The 5,500-nt window shown below is 39.0% G+C and carries 4 protein-coding genes; all 4 read right to left on the bottom strand.

All coding sequences use genetic code 11. The annotated features are described in order from the left end of the window. Positions 1-57 precede the first annotated feature (57 nt). Positions 58-132: a hypothetical protein gene (locus ELS83_RS22780; protein ID WP_430438942.1), complete on the bottom strand. Its 75-nt coding sequence runs from the start codon at positions 130-132 to the stop codon at positions 58-60. Between the two features lie 318 nt (positions 133-450). Then, entirely contained in the window at positions 451-3,165 is a 2,715-nt protein-coding gene (ppdK, locus tag ELS83_RS21310; protein WP_171597571.1) for a pyruvate, phosphate dikinase, read from the bottom strand. A 334-nt stretch (positions 3,166-3,499) separates the two neighbouring features. Then, positions 3,500-4,513, bottom strand: a complete 1,014-nt coding sequence (locus ELS83_RS21305; RefSeq protein WP_171597570.1) for a dihydroorotate dehydrogenase-like protein — start codon at positions 4,511-4,513, stop codon at positions 3,500-3,502. 264 nt (positions 4,514-4,777) lie between these two features. Next, positions 4,778-5,233: a hypothetical protein gene (locus ELS83_RS21300; RefSeq protein ID WP_171597569.1), complete on the bottom strand. Its 456-nt coding sequence runs from the start codon at positions 5,231-5,233 to the stop codon at positions 4,778-4,780. Positions 5,234-5,500: the final 267 nt, after the last annotated feature.

Raw genomic sequence — 5,500 nt, 5'->3', positions numbered from 1 at the left:
AAAAAAGGCCGCCTCAAATGAGGCAGCCTTCTATATATAATCGATATTTCTATCGGATTACTTCAAGTTTGCTTGAGCTGCAGCTAAGCGTGCGATAGGCACACGGAAAGGAGAACATGATACGTAATCCAATCCTGTTCTGTGACAGAACTCAACTGATGATGGCTCACCCAACAGAGATTGCGCTCACCACAGATACCTATATTGCTCTGTTTCTATTTTTATCTAAYCAMTCAAGCCGTGAGGCTTTTACTTTTCTCCTAAGATGAGAAAAGTAAACAAAAGAATCAAGTCAATCCGATACTGTGCGTCACTCCTAATCAACCGTATCACTCGAATCGCGTCGGATTGACGGCACCCGTTCGTAATTTAATGCCAAAAAAGTAATACAATAAAAAAGGCTGCCTCAAATGAGGCAGCCTTCTATATATAATCGATATTTCTACCGGATTACTTCAAGTTTGCTTGAGCAGCAGCTAAGCGTGCGATAGGCACACGGAAAGGAGAACATGATACGTAATCCAATCCTGTTCTGTGACAGAACTCAACTGATGATGGCTCACCACCGTGCTCACCACAAATACCTAATTTAAGATCTGAACGAGTTGCACGACCTTTGTTAGCACCCATTTCAACTAATTGACCAACACCTGTTTGATCAAGAGCCTGGAATGGATCTTGTTGTAGGATACCTTTCTCGATGTAGATTGGTAAGAATTTACCAGCATCATCACGTGAGTAACCGAATGCCATCTGAGTAAGGTCATTAGTACCGAATGAGAAGAACTCAGCTACTTCTGCGATTTCGTTAGCAGTTAATGCAGCACGAGGAATCTCGATCATAGTACCTACCATGTAATCAACTTCAACTCCTTTTTCTTCGAATACTACTTTAGCAGTTGAGCGGATGATTTCTTCCTGCATCTTCAACTCTTTGATAGTACCGATCAATGGAACCATGATTTCTGGTTTTGGATCAAGACCTTCTTTCTTCAAGTCACAAGCAGCTTCGATAATAGCACGTGCTTGCATTTCAGTAATCTCTGGGTAAGTGTTACCTAGACGACAACCTCTGTGACCTAACATTGGGTTGAACTCGTGAAGAGATTCTACTTTTTCAGTAACTTCTTTCACATCAACACCTAATTTTTCAGCCATTTCTTTCTGAGAAGCTTCATCGTTTGGAGTAAACTCGTGCAATGGTGGATCTAGTAAACGAATAGTTACACCGAATCCGTCCATAGCTTTCAAAATTCCGTAGAAGTCTTCACGCTGGATAGGTAATAATTTAGCCAATGCTTCTTTACGACCTTCAACATCTTCAGCAAGAATCATTTCACGCATCTTCCAGATACGATCTCCTTCGAAGAACATGTGCTCAGTACGAGTAAGACCAATACCTTTAGCACCGAAATCACGAGCTGTTTGAGCATCTGCCGGAGTATCAGCGTTAGTTCTAACATACATACGAGTGTTAGCTTCTGCAAGATCCATGATTTTACCGAAATCACCATCTAAAGAAGGAGTAATTGTAGCAACTTCACCTTCGTAAACAACACCTGTAGAACCGTTCAATGAGATGAAATCACCTTCTTTGTACTCAACACCGTTGATAGTCATTGTTTTACCAGCAACTACCAAACCTGCAGCAGAAGAGATACAACATTTACCCATACCACGAGCAACTACAGCTGCGTGAGAAGTCATACCACCACGCTCAGTTAAGATACCAACAGCAGCATTCATACCTTTCAAGTCTTCTGGAGAAGTCTCACGACGAACAAGGATTACTTTCTTACCATCAGCAGCCCACTCTTCAGCATCTTCAGCTGAGAATACGATCTGACCTGTAGCAGCACCTGGAGAAGCTGGCAAACCTTTAGAAAGTTCTTTTGCAGAAGCAAGAGCATCAGTATCAAATACTGGGTGCAACAACTCATCCAATTTGTTTGGCTCCTGACGTAATAAAGCAGTCTTCGCGTCGAAGTAACCTTGCTCCATCATATCAACAGCAATCTTAACCATAGCAGCAGCAGTACGCTTACCGTTACGAGTCTGCAACATCCAAAGTTTACCATCCTGAATGGTGAACTCCATATCCTGCATATCTTTATAGTGATCTTCTAATTTTTGCTGAACTTCGTCAAGCTCTTTGTAGATCTCTGGCATAGCTTCTTCCAATGAAGGGAAGTTAGCTTTACGATCTTCTTCTGAAGTACCGTTACGCTCAGCCCATCTTTGAGAACCGATCAAAGTAATTTCTTGTGGAGTACGAACACCAGCAACAACGTCTTCACCCTGTGCGTTGATCAAGTACTCACCGTTGAACAAGTCTTCACCTGTTGCAGCATCACGAGAGAAACATACACCTGTAGCCGAAGTTTCACCCATGTTACCATATACCATAGCCTGAACGTTTACTGCAGTACCCCACTCCTCTGGAATATTCTCCATACGACGGTAAAGGATAGCACGCTCAGTGTTCCATGAATCAAATACAGCACAAACAGAACCCCAAAGCTGATCCCATGGATTTGTTGGGAAATCTTTTCCAGCTTTAGCTCTTACTACAGCTTTAAATTCTTCTACAACACCTTTAAGGTCTTCTACTGACATTTCGTTATCAGCGCTATAACCTTTAGCTTCTTTTACCTTATCAAGAACTTGCTCGAAAGGACAGTGCTCACCAGCTTCAGCTTCAACGCCCATTACTACATCACCATACATCTGGATGAAACGACGATATGAATCGTAAGCGAAGTGCTCGTTACCTGATTTCTCAGCGATCACTTTTACAGTTTCGTCGTTCATACCCAAGTTCAATACAGTGTTCATCATACCTGGCATAGATACACGAGCACCTGAACGAACAGATAACAACAATGGGAAAGCTTCACCTTTTGAGTCAAACTTAGCGTTCATTGCTTTTTCAGTTTCAACAACAGCTGCTTCAACCTGACTTTTAATCATTTCTACAACAGCTTCTTTTCCTTGCTTGTTGTATTCAGTACAAACTTCAGTAGTGATAGTGAAACCTGCTGGCACAGGAACACCGATTAGGTTCATTTCTGCAAGGTTAGCACCTTTTCCTCCAAGCAGATTTTTCATGTCTGCTTTACCTTCGGCCTTACCGTCACCAAAAGTATAAACGTACTTAGTACTCATAATTATCGCTTTTTAGTTTTACACGTTAAAGTCCCAAACAACAGGATCCTTAACAACAATTATATTATTAGCTTCTATTTATTTAAAACAATAAATTTAAAGGGATTAAGCATGATTTTTGTCATGCAAAAATACGCACACAAAAGTAGCTTTCTTTTTTTAAATTTAAAAATATAATTGCGTCATTTAAGATGCTTTTCGATAGATTTTTTTTAGGGCTGTAGACTTTTCTTTTTCAAACGTTTGCGAAAAATTAAACAGCAATTTAATCTTGAAATTTTTCCACAAAAAAGCCCATCTTTCGACAGGCTTTTATGTTTATTTAAAATGAAATTTATCTCATCGGATTTTTGTTAATCACCTCCTCAGGATGCAAAAGAAAATCAAGATATTGAGCTCTGTAATACACATCTGAAGCTTTTAATTCCTTATCGGATAATTTGCCTCTAAATTCATCAATGGTTTTATAGCCTTTCTTATCCATCCAACCTTCAATTTCATATAAAACCTTTCCAAGATGAGCTGGTGTGTTCTTATATAAGGAACTAACCATTTGAACCGTGTTTGCACCACTCAACAACATCTGCAATACATCTTCGTATCCGTAAATTCCATTTGTACCACACAAATCTCCTTTAATCTTTCCAGACGTGAGACCAACATATCGCAATCCCAGTTTAAAATCTCCTGGGTTACTCAGGTTAAAATTGGTAACATGAGTTTCGGAATTCACATCAATCTCAGGCTGGAATAATCGATTAAACAGAACGAAGGCTGATGCTCCTGCTTGATCTAATCTTTGTACAAAATTTAAAATATTGGTGTAATACGGACTTAGTTTGATACAGAATGGAATGGATAATCTTTTCTTCAGGGTTTTAACAATTTGAATCTTCTCCTCTTCCATCTGTTCTGCAGTTTTATCACCATCGAAAGGCATTTGATAGAAATTCAACTCGAGTGCATCTACTCCAACATCTTCCAATTCTTTTGCATATTCGAACCAGGTAACATCATACATGCAGTTTAAACTTGCGATTACAGGAATATTCACATTTTCTTTTACTGCTTTTAACTTTAAAAGGTGAGCTTTTGGTCCGGCATGCTCCAGTGCAGGAAACAGGGAGGTCATTTCTGCATTTCGGTGTGCATACTCGTCCAGTTCATCAGAAAGCTGGGCACGTTCCATAATAATCTGCTCTTCGAACAGAGATTTGTAAACAATTGCAGCAGCACCTGCTTCTTCAAGATCCTGAGCTCCTTCCACGCTAGCTGAAAGGGTACATGCTCCTACTATAATGGGATTTTTCAGGTTTAACCCCATGAAATCTACATTTAAATTTGCCATATGATTTTGATTAAAAAATTTATCAGGTATAATTAAATTTAAGAAATGAACTTGATAATTTCAAGTTTAATTAACATTCAACCTCCTGAAAATCACAACCAAAAACTTGAACCCCTTTAAATATCGGACATGCAGGTCTTATATTTTATTAAAAAAAAGAAAGACAGAATTGTAAGATCCACCAACTTACCATTCTGTCTTTCCGATCCGGAGCTATGCTTTAGGATCACTATAAAGTCATAACAATTATCACATATCTTTGGTTTAAGAGTCGCTTAATATGATCATATATCCCATTTTCGGATGTGATGAGCATTGATAGTATAATGTATCGGGATGATTTGAATTGGGTGTAAAGCGCAATATCCCATTTTGTGTTTTACTGCCTGTAACACCTTTGGTAACTTCGCCTGCCCCAAGTCCGGTATCATCTGTACTGATATAAAAGGGGTGAGTGGGTGTATTAATATCAAATACATATTCGGTACTGCGAATCAGGTTTAGTTGACTTCCTTCATTTCCATTAATGGTGTAACCAATTGCGCTTCCTTCTCCAAACCATGGGTGATTTGCTGTCTTTGTTACTGTTCTGACCATAAAATCAGCAACTGGATCTGGATCCGGATCAGGCATCATTCCTCCATCATTGTTATCGCTGCTACTACATGCATAGATCAATAGTAAAGACATTGCAAATAATACATGTATTAATTTCTTCATGATACTCCGCATCTAATATTTGAAAAAAAGATACAACCTTAAGATTTATTAAACTGTCATGTACGCGACAAATGGTACAAAAAAAGGGGCTCTAAACAGAGCCCCTTCCTATATATTCAGTGTCCCGTCCTGAAATAAGTTGACAGTAAATCGACTTATTTATGAAAATATTGAGAAAGACTGTAGCAAGGCGTACCCAACGAAATTATAATTTATCCTTTAAATTGTCAGTTGTACGTCAAGTTGAAGAAGGGGAAATGACCTACC

It is taken from the genome of Marinifilum caeruleilacunae (genome assembly GCF_013141825.1).
GTDB lineage: Bacteria > Bacteroidota > Bacteroidia > Bacteroidales > Marinifilaceae > Marinifilum > Marinifilum caeruleilacunae.
The sequence above is the reverse complement of the archived record's forward strand: the minus strand, read 5'-3'. Positions and strand labels throughout refer to the sequence as shown.

Bases quoted from the DNA above. Each gene is read 5' to 3' on its own strand.
- ELS83_RS21305 (WP_171597570.1), bottom strand. From the start codon at position 4,513: ATGGCAAATTTAAATGTAGATTTCATGGGGTTAAACCTGAAAAATCCC.
- ELS83_RS21300 (WP_171597569.1), bottom strand. From the start codon at position 5,233: ATGAAGAAATTAATACATGTATTATTTGCAATGTCTTTACTATTGATC.
- ppdK (WP_171597571.1), bottom strand. From the start codon at position 3,165: ATGAGTACTAAGTACGTTTATACTTTTGGTGACGGTAAGGCCGAAGGT.